Raw genomic sequence first — 13089 nt, forward strand, 5'->3', positions numbered from 1 at the left:
CCGAAACAGCTAATCACCCGCACTTGGCCTACCCTTTGCAACCCCGGCCAGCGTCGGGCAGGCCAAGTGCTAATCCGTAATCGGGGGGTCAATATTGGACAAGTAAAGGGGGTGAATATTCCGTTCCGATTGACAACCTTGCCATGGAATTGCTTGAGAAGCGCCCTCCCCACCTCATCGCCATTGGCGGGCTGAGCGGTTCGGGCAAGACCACGATCGCCGAGGCGCTCGCCGCCCATATCGGAGCGCCGCCGGGAGCCCGCATCGTGGAGAGTGACCGCATCCGCAAGGCACTGCACGGAGTGCCGCCGGAAACACGCCTGCCGGAGGAGGCGTATCGGCCGGAAGTCTCCGACCGAGTATATGGTGAGATGGTATGGCGTGCGGAACTCATCCTCGCCGGGGGTGGAACCGTCCTCGCGGATGCCGTCTTCGATAGACCGGCGGATCGCACCCGTATCGAAAAAGTAGCGATGGGACAGCATGTGCCATTCATCAGCATCTGGCTGGATGTCTCTCCCGACGTGCTGTGGCGCCGCGTCGACCAACGGCGTGGTGGCCCATCTGACGCAACGGTCGACATCCTCTCTCGACAGCTGAAAAGGAACGCAGGTGAGATTACCTGGCGCCGCTTCGATGCCGACCGAAGCCCCGCCGATATCCTATCCGGCATCCTGGCCGCGCCGATCAACTGACATTCATCGGGCATCGGGTCGAGTTTACGGCACAACAACCACTGTGCAGGGAGCCAGGCTCACCAGCTTCTGCGAAACACTGCCAAGCAAAAGGCCCGCTAGCCTGCCACGTCCCCTCCGCCCCACCGCCCCACAACGATGGCATCAACATTGTCGGGAAAGGCCATTTCGAGGATCACCTCCACCGGATCGCCCCAGCCCGTCCGCACTTCAACAGCGGTGACTCCTGTTTTAGTCGCGATGCCCCTTGCCTGACAAAGCACCTGTGTCGCAAATCCCTCGACTGCATCTGCTAGGCTTCCTTCGCTTCCTGCAAACTGTTCCATGTCCTTCGTGATGCCTCCTTCAACGGTGACTATCGACAATTTTCCGCGCAAAGTCTGCGCCCAGTGCGCAGCCACCTCGGCGGCGCACTGGGCGCTTTCCGAACCGTCGGTCGCCAGAAGAATATGCTACATCGTAGTTGCTCCACTCTTGATCAGGCGCCCTCGTCTAAGACGTATAGTTCACTAACACGGTTCTATCAGATACCAAGCTCCGCTATGATCGCCCCGAGATCTTGCCGACACACCTTCGTCAGGTCTTTTGCGAATTCAGGAACTACGGCCTGCTTGAGAGCTGGCGAAAACTTCCTGCGGGACGTGCCCAGCATTCGCGGTTCCGCGATGATCGCCAAGCGTTCGATTCACGAGCGCGGAGACGTCGCTTAAGTTCTCCAACAAGCATGTCGGCGAACCGTGCCTCCTGATCCTTTTCCGGTTCCAAGCGATACTCAATGGCCGAACGCCTGACTCTTTCCGAGGCAAAGCTGCGCCCTGGTCTATCGGACATGATCTCATCCAACATCTAGTGATCGGAGCTGGATCCGCGGCTCAATCTGCATCTTGTTTCCATTTCTGTCTCAGATTCTGATGCATGCTGAAACGAGAACGCGAGCGACGCTTTGATCCGTGTCAATGCGCGCGGCATTGGCGTCCATTATTGAAACGATGAGGCAGGAGATTTGATGATGGTGGGCAAACTAGCTTCCCGCGCCGGGTTCTATTCGCTGGAGGAAATTCGGTTTCTGCGCGATATTGTCCAGACCAGCGTACGCAGCAGCGATATTCAGCCGCATAGCTCACAGGCTGACGTGATGGCGCGTCGTATTTTGGATGCTTACGAAGATGGTGTCTGTAGCAGCGACGCATTGGTCAACGTCGCTAAGGGGCGCGCCATTTCATAATCAACAGCCCTATTTCAGAAAGCGCCCAAATGCCGTTAAGCATCCAAATTTCTAATTGACAGCACCAATACATCCATTATTCTGGATGTATGGAAAATAAAGATGCAATTACGGCGCTGGCCGCCCTCGCCCAGTCGACAAGGCTCGATACCTTCCGGCTGTTGGTGAAGCACGAACCAGCGGGAATCCCCGCCGGTGAACTGGCGCGTATGCTGGATGTGCCACAGAATACGATGTCTGCTCATCTCGCGACGCTGTCTCGTTCTCGTCTAGTGAAAAGCGAACGTCAAAGCCGTTCGATCATCTATCGCGCTGATCTCGATCGGTTTCGAGAACTGACCCTTTTCATGATCAAGGACTGCTGTGGCGGCGGTGCCGAGCTCTGCGCACCTCTTATAAAAAGCCTGACACCCTGTTGCGAACCAAAGACGATCGCCCAGTAACACAAGGCCGCTGAATTCGGCCTTACACAAACGGACTGATAAAATGACGGATCGGGTCTACAACGTGCTCTTCTTGTGCACGGGCAATTCCGCACGCTCAATTTTGGGCGAAGCAATTCTGAACAAAGACGGCGAAGGACGTTTTCACGCCTATTCGGCTGGTAGTCAGCCAAAAGGCGACGTTCATCCTCTCGCAATCAAGGAACTGGACGCTCTCGGCTATTCCACCGAGAACCTGAGCTCAAAAAGCTGGGACCTGTTTTCAGGTGCCGACGCCCCTCAGATGGATTTCATTTTCACTGTCTGCGATAACGCTGCCGGGGAAGCCTGTCCTGTCTGGATCGGCCATCCCATGACAGCCCACTGGGGCATTGAAGACCCCGCCGCTGTCGAAGGAAATGGCGCGGAAAAACAGCGCGCCTTTGCACAGGCGGCCCGCTTTATGAAGAACCGGATATCAGCATTCCTGAGCCTTCCCCACGCCACGATAGACCGCATGGCGCTTCAAAATCATCTGAAAGAAATCGGCACCATCGAAGGTAGCACACAGACAAATGTGGAGAACAACTGATGTCCACATTCGAACGATATCTCACTGTCTGGGTGGCTCTTTGCATTGTCGCTGGCGTAGCTCTGGGACATTTCTTTCCGACAGTATTCCATGCAATCGGGTCTGCTGAAGTCGCCAGGGTCAACATTCCAGTCGCCATTCTTATCTGGCTCATGATCATCCCCATGTTGCTGAAGATCGATTTCAGCGCATTGAGACAGGTCACTGAACACTGGCGTGGTATCGGCGTCACGCTCTTTATCAATTGGGCCGTCAAACCATTCTCTATGGCGCTTCTCGGTTGGCTATTTATCGGCTGGCTGTTTCGCCCTTATCTGCCTGCAGACCAGATCGACTCCTACATTGCCGGACTGATTATTCTGGCGGCTGCCCCTTGCACGGCAATGGTGTTCGTCTGGTCCAACCTGACCAATGGCGAGCCGCATTTCACGCTGTCGCAGGTCGCACTGAACGATGCGATCATGGTTGTGGCATTTGCCCCTATCGTCGGGCTACTGCTCGGACTGTCGGCAATTACTGTCCCGTGGGATACGCTCGTTTTGTCGGTTGTCCTCTATATCGTCATTCCGGTGATTATCGCTCAAATCCTGCGCAGAAGCATTCTCGCCAGCGGAGGACAACGAGTCTTCGATGCAATGCTGAAGACACTACAGCCGCTGTCTCTGATTGCGCTTTTGGCGACACTCGTACTGCTATTCGGGTTTCAGGGAGAGCAGATCATCGCACAACCCATGATCATAGCGATGCTGACCGTGCCGATCCTCATCCAGGTTTATTTCAATTCTGGCCTCGCTTATCTGTTGAATCGCATTTCAGGCGAGCAACATTGCGTCGCCGGTCCCTCGGCGTTGATTGGCGCATCCAACTTCTTCGAGCTGGCAGTAGCAGCCGCAATCAGCCTTTTCGGCTTCTCATCTGGCGCGGCACTCGCAACAGTGGTTGGCGTTCTTGTTGAAGTGCCCGTCATGCTCTCTGTCGTCTGGATCTTGAACCGCTCAAAGGGCTGGTACGAACGCGGTGCCAGTCAAAAGCCAGTCACCGAAACAGGAAAACCCTGATGCCAGTGACGATCTATCACAATCCGAACTGCGGCACGTCTCGCAACGCATTAGCCTTGATCCGTGCCAGCGGCGAAGAACCTGTCGTCATTGAATATGTACAAAATCCGCCTTCGCGAGAACAACTGGTCGAATTACTTCAAGCAATGGCGATGACACCCCGTCAGCTCCTTCGCGAGAAAGGCACACCATATGCCGAATTGGGATTGTCCGATCTAAACTGGACCGATGACGAACTGGTCGGCTTCATGATGGCGCATCCTATCCTGATCAATCGTCCAATCGTGGAAACGCCACTTGGCACCAGACTGTGCCGTCCGTCAGAACTGGTTCTCGACATTCTGGAAAACCCGGTGTCGTCATTCACCAAAGAGGACGGAGAAGTCATCACCTATGAAAGAAAGTCCCGCTGAGATGGACCTGCCGAACCTCGATCAGAATTCCTTCGCATTGCCCGACGTGGATGCACTACGCGCCGACTTTCCAATGCATAAGCCTCGTATCCTTTTGCTCTATGGCTCACTTCGTGATCGTTCCTATAGCCGGTTTCTGACGCTGGAAGCACAGCGTCTGCTCGATGCGTTGGGCGCTGAAACGCGTATCTTTCATGCCAATGGTCTTCCCTTGCCTGACGATGGTTCGGCAGAGCATCCGAAGGTTCAGGAATTGCGTGAGGCAATGCTTTGGTCAGAAGGGCAAGTCTGGACCAGTCCAGAACGTCATGGAGCCATGAGCGCCGTCATGAAATCGCAGATCGACTGGATTCCTTTGCCGGGTGGAGCAATTCGTCCGACGCAGGGCCGAACTCTGGCATTGATGCAGGTATCAGGCGGATCGCAGAGCTTCAATGCTGTCAATCAGATGCGCATTCTTGGACGCTGGATGCGAATGATCACCATTCCAAACCAGTCATCCGTCGCAAAGGCATGGCAGGAATTTGACGACGCTGGACGGATGAAACCTTCATCGTTCTATGATCGCGTGGTCGATGTGATGGAAGAACTGATGAAGTTTACACTTCTGACGCGTGGCATCGCGGATCATCTCACAGACCGGTATAGCGAGCGCAAGGAAGAGGCAGTCAAACTCGAAAGGCGTGTTTCGTTGAAATCAATATGAGCGCTGAACGGCTTCCCATTGCGGCCATTGCCGGTCTCGGACTGACCCAGAATATCGGTTACGGCACTTTATATTATTCCTTCAGCATTCTTGCACCGTCCATGGCGCGAGACTTCTCCGTTTCCAACGAATGGATTTTCGGAGCACTGTCAGTCGCCCTGCTGGCAGGAGGATTCCTGGCTCCCTGGTTAGGCAAATGGATTGATCGTTACGGCGCAGGTCGCATGATGACGATAGGTTCGATACTGGCCGCCGTCGCTCTCATACTGTGTTCACTTTCTTCAAATGCGTTAGTGTTTGCAGGCACGCTGACGATCATCGAAATCGCCGCAAACCTCGTCCAGTATGGAGCAGCCTTTGCATTATTGGTGCAATTGGCGCCAAATGTTGCCCAGCGTAGCATCACCTATCTGACACTGATTGCAGGCTTTGCCTCGACAATTTTCTGGCCCATCACAACAACCCTTCAGCATTGGCTCACCTGGCAACAGACCTATTTGCTGTTCGCTTGCCTCCATTTTTTTCTCTGCGTGCCGGTACACCTTATGCTCGCACGTTCCATTGCAAAGAGTGGTCGAAAGCGATCAACGGATGGAACAGTCGCAGCCGCCTGTTCAGGTGATCTGCCTGCCCATCTACGGCGCAAAGGTTTCCTGCTGGTTCTCGTCGCATTCTCGACGCAGGCTCTCGTTGCAGCGGCTATTCTGGTCCATATGGTGCCGATTTTGGGTGCGCTCGGTCTTGCAGGTTCTGCAGCTTTCATTGGCGCGATGTTCGGACCATCTCAGGTGGCCAGCCGCCTGATCAACATGCTCGGGGGCAAGAACCTTGCGCCGATCAATCTGGCAGTTGTCTCGGCCGCATTGATGGGACTAGCCCTCATTTTTCTGCTATTCGGAGCTCCGTCCATTATTGCGACGATGATGTTTGCCTGCCTTTTTGGCTTTGGAAACGGCCTCTTCAGTATTGTCTCAGGAACCTTGCCTTTGTCACTGTTCGGCAGTGATGGTTACGGTTCCATGCAGGGCAAAATCATATCAGCCAGATTAATCGTGTCCGCCACTGCACCGTTAGCGATGGCTTCCAGTGTAACGCAATTTGGTGCGAGCTGGAGCCTCACTATTCTGGCTCTTACTGCCGCTCTAGGCGTCGCGATCCTCACAGGATTGAAGTTGCTTCGTTGATGTCAGCTTACAGGCAAACGCGGTTGGAACGAAACCACGGCAGTAAAGCGCATTTCGCCCAACCCGGAAGAATCAAGCAGATCGATACAGTAACAATCGAGGCCCAAGCCAAACCGCAGACCGCCCATTTCAAACCATCGAGGGACTTTCTGCTATGTCCAAATCGCCTGCTTCTGCCAGTTTGCCAGGAGTGCAATTCGTTCATCGCCGTGACACAGTCACTCTATATTATCGAAATTCGATAACGATACTCGATGGAATGGATGCATTGGGATCATGTGGGTATATGGAACATCAAGATCTGCTGAATGGACTCATTCGCCTTCACGTTCTGCATCATGCGGTCGAAGGCGAGGTCTATGGACAGTTTATGATCGAAGAATTGGCCAATCATGGATACAAGCTGAGTGCCGGGACGCTCTATCCGATGCTGCGTTCGATGGAGAAGAAGGGCTATCTCATTTCCGAGAAGCAACGTGCGGGCCGTTCCGTCCGGCACATCTATCGAGCGACGCCGCTCGGCCGGGAGGCACTGGAGATGGCACGCGGCAAGGTCCGCGAGTTGATCGGCGAGATGCTAGAACATCGCTGAGCCCATTTACCTGCGTTCGCTCCATTGAAAACGTTTGTATCGTCCGGAGATCGTGATGACCGCACATGATAATTCAGCCCGTGCCGCGCAACCGGCTGCTGGATCGGCTCCTGAAGTCTTTCGAGTGTTTCTCAAACTCGGGCTGACATCCTTCGGTGGTCCAATCGCTCATCTTGGATACTTCCGCGATGAACTGGTGGTGCGCCGCAAGTGGATCGACGAGGAAGGTTATGCCGATCTAGTCGCACTCTGTCAGTTCTTACCCGGGCCAGCTTCGAGCCAGGTTGGATTCTCGCTCGGTGTCCTGCGCGGCAATGGGTTGCTCGGCGGTTTCGCCGCCTGGCTCGCTTTCACGATGCCGTCGGTCGCAATCCTGTTTGCCCTCGCACTCAGCGTAGCGGCATTTACTGGAACTGCTGCGGAAGGCGTGTTGCACGGCTTGAAGCTGGTCGCAGTCGCCGTGGTCGCGCAGGCGATCTGGGGCATGGCGAAGAGCCTTACCCCCGATCGGGAACGCGCCGGAATTGCTTTGGCCGGGATCGCCATAGTAATTTTCATTGGCGGCTCATTCGGCCAGATCGGTGCGATTGCGCTGGGCGCCATCGCCGGGCTCTGGCTCTGCCGCAGAGAACTTTCCAAGCCAACGGGCCATCTCCGCTTTCCGGTTTCGCGTCGCAACGGGGCGCTAGCCCTCTTTCTGTTTGCTGCACTTTTCGTGATCCCGCCGTTGCTGGTCATGACGAGCGGCCATCAGGTGGTGGCACTTTTTGACGCATTTTTCCGTTCCGGCGCTTTGGTGTTCGGAGGAGGACATGTCGTGCTCCCCTTGCTGCAAGCACAGGTGGTGGCACCTGGTTGGATCACCAACGAATCCTTTCTGGTCGGTTATGGCCTGGCGCAGGCAGTACCAGGACCGCTATTTACCTTTTCCGCCTATCTCGGCGCGGTCATGGGGCCGATGCCCAATGGTCTAGCGGGCGCTTTCATCGCGGTCGTTGCGATCTTCCTGCCGGGTCTTCTACTGGTCTACGGAATGCTCCCCTATTGGGATGCGTTGCGATTGCGACCGATCGCTCAGGCAGCCATGCGCGGCGCGAACGCCGCCGTCGTCGGCATCCTCGGCGCAGCCCTCTACGACCCGGTTTGGACAAGCGCGGTTTTTTCACCACGGGATTTCGCATTAGCGTTGGGCGGGTTTCTCCTACTCACTGTCTGGAAAGTCCAGCCGTGGATCGTCGTCGCGGCCCTGGCCGTCAGTGGGACGTTGGTTCATATATTCTGAATATTTCCTGTAACGTAATTCTTAAAACACGGACCGCAAACACCGGTGCTGATTTCTCTGGGAAAAATAGACGGAACGACTGTTTTGAGAAAGGTGTGAAGGCTACGCTATTGAATGAAATGGGCGCGCGTTACTGACCAGCGGCTTTCGCCCCTCATTGGAGACATTATTTTATTCAGCTGCCTCGCTGCAGATTAGATGGCAATTGACAGTCGCAGGTTTTTGGAAACTTTCGACAGGATAATATTATCGACCGGATTATGCCTTTCGCCGGGTCAGATAAGTTCACATTATTAGTTGCCCGTCGGTTCAATCGTCACTGTTGCAGTGCGACCCGCAATAAGCCGGACGGCATCGGGAATGTCATCGATCTCGATCCGTACCGGAATCCTCTGGGCCAGACGGACCCATGAGAATGTCGGAGCCACGCTTGCGAGGGAGCCGACAGAGTCGCTTCGCTCCCGATCCTCGATCCCGGCGGAGATGCTTGCGACATGTCCGATCACCGGTTCCGGCTCACCCATAATATCGATCCTCACCAGATCGTTGACGTGGATTCTGGGAAGCTTCGTCTCTTCGAAATATCCTGCGATGTAGATGGATTCTCTTTCAACCAGCACACCGACCGCACTTCCAGCAGAAACATAGTTTCCCCTGCGCAGAGAGAAATTGGTGATCGCCCCTGATGCCGGTGCCTTCACGGTTGTCCGTTCAAGGTTGAGTCTGGCCAGATCCCGCGCTGCAAGTGCTGATTGATACGCTGCGCTTGCCTGATGCATCTGGCTTTCCGCCTGCTGCAGCTGCTTCAGGCTGACGGCTTCTTTAGAGGCTAGCAGTTGATATCGTTCGAAATCCGTCTTCGCCAGCTCCGCCGCGGCCTTCATGCTCTTTGTCTGAGCTTCCGCTTCGCGGAGTACAAGCTTGAATCGGTCTGTTTCTATACGGAACAGCGGCGTCCCTTTCTCCACCCGAGCGTTGTCCGACACCAGAACCTCAGTGACGGGGCCGGAGACATCTGGCGCGAAACGCACGATATCAGCACGGATGTGAGCGTCGCGCGTCCATGGCGCTTCCATGTAGAAGGACCATAGGTGCCAGCTCAGTATCGCTGCGCAGCCGACCATAGAAAGTGTCAAAAAGACCCGTGCGGAAATGATGGTGACATTCTTCATCTTTGAAACCAGTTGAAAGCGACTGAAAACCCAGCCAGGAGGGTGACGTAGATCGCTAGATTGAACAGAGGGCGATGCCATACCAGTCGGTAAAATCCGTCCTTGTCGAGAACCGACGCGAGAACGCGGAACACGCCGTACGCGAAAAGGGCCAGCGCCGCGAACAACGGCAGGAAGACGCCGTAAAGATCGAATTGTCCGGTCACACAGCAATCCTCCCTGAAGGTGGTGTTGTTAAAACCGGCGGATCAGCGTCTGGGGCGAGGCAAAGGCGAAGAGCGACCGCGCTCACCAGAAGCTGCCCTTCCGCAGTTGATGTGATCGTGCCCGGAGCGGAAAGAATAAGATCATCCAAAATCCTCAGGGCATTTTCCAAAGGTCCGCGGCGGCCACCGGACTTCAGTTCGTACACGTCTTCGAGTGCTTCGAAGACTGCTTCCGCTTTGCAGCGAATAGAGCTGGACGCTTCATCGACAAACTTCTGCATAGCCATCATATGAAGTCCCGTCCGCAGATCCCGCGTAAGGTCGGCATTTGCAGCATCGGAACTCAGTGGAAGTTTTGCAGCTCTGGAAGCAAAGAGGCCGGCAACATCGATGACGCGATGGTGCGTGACATGGGGCTCGGTATGTCTGCCGGCCGCGATTTCCGCGACATGCTTCTGTACAACGGAAAAAAGCCTTCTGGCGTTTGTCTCCGCCCTAACGGAGCGGAAGAGCCTGCAGACCACAATCGTCCAGATCATCGCAAGAATGGTCGCGATTCCTGTGTTCACGAATAAGACGAAGTCGCTGCTCTGGCGTGACTGGAGCATGAGAAGAAGAGGAAAGTTTATACATAGTCCCATCCCGACGATGGCCAGGGAAGGCTCAGCGAGGCATATCCCAGCCGGAATCAGAAACAGTCCGAGAGCTGCGGCGAGCGGCAGAAATCCGTCGATCATCGGAAGGACCGCGAAGCCATAGACGAACGCTGCGACGAACGCGCCGATTGTCACGCCAACAAACTTGCGCATTGCAGGAACCGGATCGTCCATCGTCGCGAGGAGGCAACAAAGGACGCCTGATATCTGTGTCAATGTCATTCCGTCAGACCAACCGCTCGCGATCCAGAAAAGGGTCGATGACGACAGGCAAATCGCGACTGCTACCGCTGATAACAAAGCCATGCCGACGTCACGATGCTGGGTTGGCGTCTGGTCGACAGCAGCGAAGCGGCGAGCCGCTCTCGCTGTGTTCTCATCTTCTATGGCTTCGCGAAGGGTACCGCAGTCGTCGGAGATCCGAAGAATATCCCGCAGGTTCCTAGCGGCGTTGGCAAGAAGGTGCTTTTCCCAAGAGTGGGGCGCATCAGAACGGTCGAGCGCATCGATCTCTGTCTTGAAACTCCTTGTGGGATTCTTTGATCGAGAGCCGATCGCCGAACCGACAGCGGCAATCAACGACAAAGCATCTGCCGAGCCGGGCGTGTTGAGCTTGACCAGTGATCGTCGTAAATCCTCGATTTCTGCCAAGAGTGGAAGGAGAGACACCAAGCGGTGCTGCAGTGATCGCACTAACGATATCGCACGTCGATATCTGGAGCCATCATATTGAAGATGGGTTGTAAATGACCGCAAGTCTGCTACGTCCGCAGCCAGGCCTAGTCGTGCCACTCTGCTCTGGGTTTCACCACATTCTCCGACCGCCATTGTTGTGAGGAGCGACCACGCCCTGGCCATCCATCCGTCGATCCGATTGACGAGAACGGTACCCACATGAGCTGGAAAGACGACATGGCTGACGATCGACGCGCATATAATTGCGAGACCGATCTCCTCAATGCGAGACATGACCGTGTCGAACGTGTTCGCCGGAGCTGTGACCAACGGCAGTCCTGCAAGAAGCACCGTATATCCGGCCAGCAACAGGACATAGCTTCGGGGCGTGCGGTCCAGAAGACTGAAGAAAGTGCATGCCGATACCCATGCAATGATCGCCGCTGAAAGCAGTATCGGCTCGTTCACCAAGTTCGGAACCATGACGATAGTTGCACCGCCGCCGATGAGGGTTCCGAGCAATCGATAGACCGACTTCGATGAGATCGCGCCCGAAAGCGGATGAGCGACGATGTAGACGGTTGCCACCGCCCAGAACGGTCGGGGAAGGTCGAAGCTGATCGCGATGAAATAGGCAAGCATTGCTGCCAGGAATGTCTTCACTGAAAAGACGACCGTATCGGTGGTGACAATCGACCGAACGCTCACACCTTATCTCCTGGCTGTGAACTGCTCCCGGTAACGCCTCGCTCGTCAATGGTGCCGGTGAGACCGTAGATCGCAGGTGAGACATAGCAAAAAGGCGCAGCCGCAACGCAGGCATGCAGATAAGCTTCCGCAGGATCCACACATGACATGGCCGGCGTATTTGTCGCCGGAGAAATCATTAGGGCACGGAACCTGGAGAGGACGAAGCTTGCTCTCTTCAGCAAAGGGAGGAGGTGTTGTTGAACTCTCCCGGCCCTCGGCAACTGTGAGAGTCGGGTATAATGGGGATCGTGTTGTTGAAATGCCATTGAGGTCTCCGAACGTCATGTCCATTCGAAAATTTATCGACAAATCAGGCTGAGGAATTTAGTTATTCTCCCATATGATAACGAAATCCTGCCAACTTCCGATGACCCTCTCCTGGGCTCGAGACGATAATGATCTTGACAAGTCCGCGGCACGGGCGAGTGCTGTAAGGATCGATGTGTCGCAGAATGAACGCGAAGCACCCGAGCATCGCCATCGCAAGGGCCAGCTCGTTCTGGCTTCGCGGGGAGGAGTGACCTGTCGTGTTCCGAGCGGGATTTGGATGGTACCTCCTCATTGTGGCGTCTGGGTTCCAGGGGGTATGCTGCACAGCAATGTGGCGACCGCCAATGCTCGCTTGTTCTTCCTGTTCATTGAACCAGGCGCTGCCAATCTTCCAGACCGATGCTGCACGCTTTCCCTGTCTCCGCTTGTCAGGGAGCTTATCATAGAGATGGCTGACCAGTCCGCAGTCGCGATGGCCGATGCTGAACTCATCACCACACTGCTTCTATCGGCTCTGCCGCGTATGCCAGTAGAGGATCTGCATCTGCCATTGACGGATGAACCTCGACTTGGACGCATCGCGTGGGCACTGGTCGACGATCCTTCCGACCGTAGCACGATAGCGCAATGGGCGGAGCGAGTGGCGATGAGCGAGAATTCGCTCGCTCGTCTCGTTCAACAGGAGACCGGCCTGACTTTCGGTCGTTGGCGACAGCAGTTGCAGTTGATCATCGCACTCCGAAGTCTTGCAGCTGGGGCAACGGTGCAGCAGGTTTCTGGCGACCTTGGATATGAATCAGTGTCAGCGTTCATCACTATATTCAAGAAAGCGCTCGGCACATCGCCAGCCAAATATCTCAAGAATTGGGACCGTTAATCATCGGGGATTACCGTTACAGATGCGAAAGTCGGGTTTGAATAACCCTTGGCGCGAACCTCCCTTTATCGCCCAATTCCTAGCTGTATCGTCAAGATTTCAGACACTAAAAAATCTTCGACATTTCTGTCGCATACGCTGGGAGGGAGAGTCCGCCTTGCCCGGCAGCCATTTGCAGTACCGGAAGATCTCTCTCACACTTTGCCGGTCAGAAAGCTGCCTTTCCGTTTCCCACCCCTTCAAACGTTTACTGAGGTGTCGGCAGACCCGTCCGCTTTTGGGGTGGCTGAAAATCATTCCAATGACCGGAATTG

At 55.2% G+C, this 13089-nt stretch carries 17 protein-coding genes; 11 read left to right on the forward strand and 6 right to left on the reverse strand.

Annotated features, from left to right (window positions below; all coding sequences use genetic code 11):
- Window positions 1-143 precede the first annotated feature (143 nt).
- A complete protein-coding gene (locus tag FG152_RS24520; protein ID WP_051517917.1) occupies window positions 144-695 on the forward strand; it encodes a P-loop nucleotide/nucleoside kinase family protein in 552 nt (183 codons plus the stop codon).
- A gap of 24 nt (window positions 696-719) precedes the next feature.
- Here FG152_RS24520 and FG152_RS24525 read toward each other — a convergent pair whose 3' ends face one another.
- The 3 genes from FG152_RS24525 to FG152_RS24535 all read right to left on the reverse strand — a co-directional run bounded on the left by FG152_RS24525 (window position 720) and on the right by FG152_RS24535 (window position 1371).
- Complete coding sequence (locus FG152_RS24525; RefSeq protein WP_080692138.1) at window positions 720-821, reverse strand: universal stress protein; 102 nt, start codon at window positions 819-821, stop codon at window positions 720-722.
- Window positions 794-1144, reverse strand: a complete 351-nt coding sequence (locus FG152_RS24530; RefSeq protein ID WP_080692137.1) for a universal stress protein — start codon at window positions 1142-1144, stop codon at window positions 794-796. The genes FG152_RS24525 and FG152_RS24530 overlap by 28 nt, the downstream gene beginning before the upstream one ends.
- A gap of 74 nt (window positions 1145-1218) precedes the next feature.
- Entirely contained in the window at window positions 1219-1371 is a 153-nt protein-coding gene (locus FG152_RS24535) for a host attachment protein (RefSeq protein WP_353368261.1), read from the reverse strand.
- 330 nt (window positions 1372-1701) lie between these two features.
- Here FG152_RS24535 and FG152_RS24540 point away from each other — a divergent pair, with 330 nt between their 5' ends.
- The 9 genes from FG152_RS24540 (at window position 1702) to chrA (ending at window position 8169) form a co-directional block, all read left to right on the forward strand.
- Window positions 1702-1920 (forward strand): hypothetical protein, encoded by a 219-nt coding sequence (locus tag FG152_RS24540; protein ID WP_036589355.1) that lies wholly within the window; start codon window positions 1702-1704, stop codon window positions 1918-1920.
- A gap of 89 nt (window positions 1921-2009) precedes the next feature.
- A complete protein-coding gene (locus FG152_RS24545) occupies window positions 2010-2363 on the forward strand; it encodes an ArsR/SmtB family transcription factor (protein ID WP_036589353.1) in 354 nt (117 codons plus the stop codon).
- Window positions 2364-2406: 43 nt separating this feature from the next.
- Window positions 2407-2934: an arsenate reductase ArsC gene (locus tag FG152_RS24550; protein ID WP_036589351.1), complete on the forward strand. Its 528-nt coding sequence runs from the start codon at window positions 2407-2409 to the stop codon at window positions 2932-2934.
- Window positions 2934-3992: an ACR3 family arsenite efflux transporter gene (gene arsB / locus FG152_RS24555; protein WP_036589348.1), complete on the forward strand. Its 1059-nt coding sequence runs from the start codon at window positions 2934-2936 to the stop codon at window positions 3990-3992. Before FG152_RS24550 ends, arsB begins: the two co-directional genes overlap by 1 nt.
- On the forward strand, window positions 3992-4405 hold the full coding sequence (gene arsC / locus FG152_RS24560; RefSeq protein ID WP_036589346.1) for an arsenate reductase (glutaredoxin): 414 nt from the start codon (window positions 3992-3994) through the stop codon (window positions 4403-4405). Before arsB ends, arsC begins: the two co-directional genes overlap by 1 nt.
- Window positions 4386-5111 carry an arsenical resistance protein ArsH gene (gene arsH / locus FG152_RS24565; protein ID WP_036589343.1) on the forward strand — a complete coding sequence of 242 codons (726 nt, stop codon included), beginning with the start codon at window positions 4386-4388 and terminating at the stop codon, window positions 5109-5111. The genes arsC and arsH overlap by 20 nt, the downstream gene beginning before the upstream one ends.
- Complete coding sequence (gene arsK, locus FG152_RS24570; RefSeq protein WP_036589342.1) at window positions 5108-6295, forward strand: arsenite efflux MFS transporter ArsK; 1188 nt, start codon at window positions 5108-5110, stop codon at window positions 6293-6295. Before arsH ends, arsK begins: the two co-directional genes overlap by 4 nt.
- A 286-nt stretch (window positions 6296-6581) precedes the next feature.
- On the forward strand, window positions 6582-6887 hold the full coding sequence (locus tag FG152_RS24575; RefSeq protein ID WP_036589338.1) for a PadR family transcriptional regulator: 306 nt from the start codon (window positions 6582-6584) through the stop codon (window positions 6885-6887).
- 55 nt (window positions 6888-6942) lie between these two features.
- Window positions 6943-8169, forward strand: coding sequence for a chromate efflux transporter (gene chrA, locus FG152_RS24580; RefSeq protein WP_036589379.1), 1227 nt, complete (start codon window positions 6943-6945; stop codon window positions 8167-8169).
- A gap of 293 nt (window positions 8170-8462) precedes the next feature.
- Here the strand turns inward: chrA and FG152_RS24585 are convergent, their stop codons facing one another.
- The 3 genes from FG152_RS24585 to FG152_RS24595 are packed head-to-tail and all read right to left on the reverse strand — an operon-like array spanning window position 8463 to window position 11586.
- On the reverse strand, window positions 8463-9341 hold the full coding sequence (locus FG152_RS24585) for an efflux RND transporter periplasmic adaptor subunit (protein WP_036589337.1): 879 nt from the start codon (window positions 9339-9341) through the stop codon (window positions 8463-8465).
- A complete protein-coding gene (locus FG152_RS24590; protein ID WP_036589334.1) occupies window positions 9338-9547 on the reverse strand; it encodes a DUF1656 domain-containing protein in 210 nt (69 codons plus the stop codon). Before FG152_RS24590 ends, FG152_RS24585 begins: the two co-directional genes overlap by 4 nt.
- Window positions 9544-11586 carry an FUSC family protein gene (locus tag FG152_RS24595; protein WP_036589332.1) on the reverse strand — a complete coding sequence of 681 codons (2043 nt, stop codon included), beginning with the start codon at window positions 11584-11586 and terminating at the stop codon, window positions 9544-9546. Before FG152_RS24595 ends, FG152_RS24590 begins: the two co-directional genes overlap by 4 nt.
- A 382-nt stretch (window positions 11587-11968) precedes the next feature.
- Here FG152_RS24595 and FG152_RS24600 point away from each other — a divergent pair, with 382 nt between their 5' ends.
- Window positions 11969-12775 carry an AraC family transcriptional regulator gene (locus FG152_RS24600; RefSeq protein WP_051517916.1) on the forward strand — a complete coding sequence of 269 codons (807 nt, stop codon included), beginning with the start codon at window positions 11969-11971 and terminating at the stop codon, window positions 12773-12775.
- Window positions 12776-13089 lie beyond the last annotated feature (314 nt).

Source organism: Ochrobactrum sp. XJ1 (genome assembly GCF_024701725.1).
In the GTDB taxonomy this organism is placed as follows: Bacteria; Pseudomonadota; Alphaproteobacteria; order Rhizobiales; family Rhizobiaceae; genus Brucella; species Brucella anthropi.

Bases quoted from the DNA above. Each gene is read 5' to 3' on its own strand.
- FG152_RS24520 (WP_051517917.1), top strand. From the start codon at position 144: ATGGAATTGCTTGAGAAGCGCCCTCCCCACCTCATCGCCATTGGCGGG.
- FG152_RS24540 (WP_036589355.1), top strand. From the start codon at position 1,702: ATGATGGTGGGCAAACTAGCTTCCCGCGCCGGGTTCTATTCGCTGGAG.
- FG152_RS24545 (WP_036589353.1), top strand. From the start codon at position 2,010: ATGGAAAATAAAGATGCAATTACGGCGCTGGCCGCCCTCGCCCAGTCG.
- FG152_RS24550 (WP_036589351.1), top strand. From the start codon at position 2,407: ATGACGGATCGGGTCTACAACGTGCTCTTCTTGTGCACGGGCAATTCC.
- arsB (WP_036589348.1), top strand. From the start codon at position 2,934: ATGTCCACATTCGAACGATATCTCACTGTCTGGGTGGCTCTTTGCATT.
- arsC (WP_036589346.1), top strand. From the start codon at position 3,992: ATGCCAGTGACGATCTATCACAATCCGAACTGCGGCACGTCTCGCAAC.
- arsH (WP_036589343.1), top strand. From the start codon at position 4,386: ATGAAAGAAAGTCCCGCTGAGATGGACCTGCCGAACCTCGATCAGAAT.
- arsK (WP_036589342.1), top strand. From the start codon at position 5,108: ATGAGCGCTGAACGGCTTCCCATTGCGGCCATTGCCGGTCTCGGACTG.
- FG152_RS24575 (WP_036589338.1), top strand. From the start codon at position 6,582: ATGGAACATCAAGATCTGCTGAATGGACTCATTCGCCTTCACGTTCTG.
- chrA (WP_036589379.1), top strand. From the start codon at position 6,943: ATGACCGCACATGATAATTCAGCCCGTGCCGCGCAACCGGCTGCTGGA.
- FG152_RS24585 (WP_036589337.1), bottom strand. From the start codon at position 9,341: ATGAAGAATGTCACCATCATTTCCGCACGGGTCTTTTTGACACTTTCT.
- FG152_RS24600 (WP_051517916.1), top strand. From the start codon at position 11,969: ATGATAACGAAATCCTGCCAACTTCCGATGACCCTCTCCTGGGCTCGA.